The sequence below is a fragment of the Macrococcus brunensis genome, assembly GCF_004359615.1.
Taxonomy (GTDB): Bacteria; Bacillota; Bacilli; order Staphylococcales; family Staphylococcaceae; genus Macrococcus; species Macrococcus brunensis.
The window spans coordinates 1-384 of the sequence record NZ_SCWA01000066.1; the positions used below are offsets into that span (position 1 = coordinate 1).

The window sequence follows — 384 nt, forward strand, 5'->3', positions numbered from 1 at the left end:
CTCCTTGATCATCACTTCGTTCTCCGTCGGCCGCATCAGACGAAGAATGCGTTCCATGTCGAAACTGCCGTAACTGACACCGGTGTAATAAGCATCGCGCTGCAGATAATCCATACGGTCCGCATCAATCTGAGATGAAATCATTGAGATGACCAGCTTATTCGGATGCGTCTTATTGATGACTTCAGCCACTTCTTCTGGAAAGTTCGGATGAACGCGTGACAGCACCGCATTGACTTCTGTATCCCCGGTGATGATTGCCTGCGTATATTCCTCGTGGTCCGTACCAAAGATTTTCTCGAAGCAATGCGAAAAAGGACCATGCCCCAGGTCATGCAGAAGCGCCGCGCATAGTGCGAGCGGGCGGTCTTCGTCGTTCCAGGC

General features: G+C 51.6%; 1 protein-coding gene. It reads right to left on the reverse strand.

Going from position 1 to position 384, the window contains the following annotated elements:
- Window positions 1-384: HD domain-containing protein (locus ERX27_RS11250; protein ID WP_133432863.1), on the reverse strand; the 384-nt coding region annotated here is incomplete at both ends.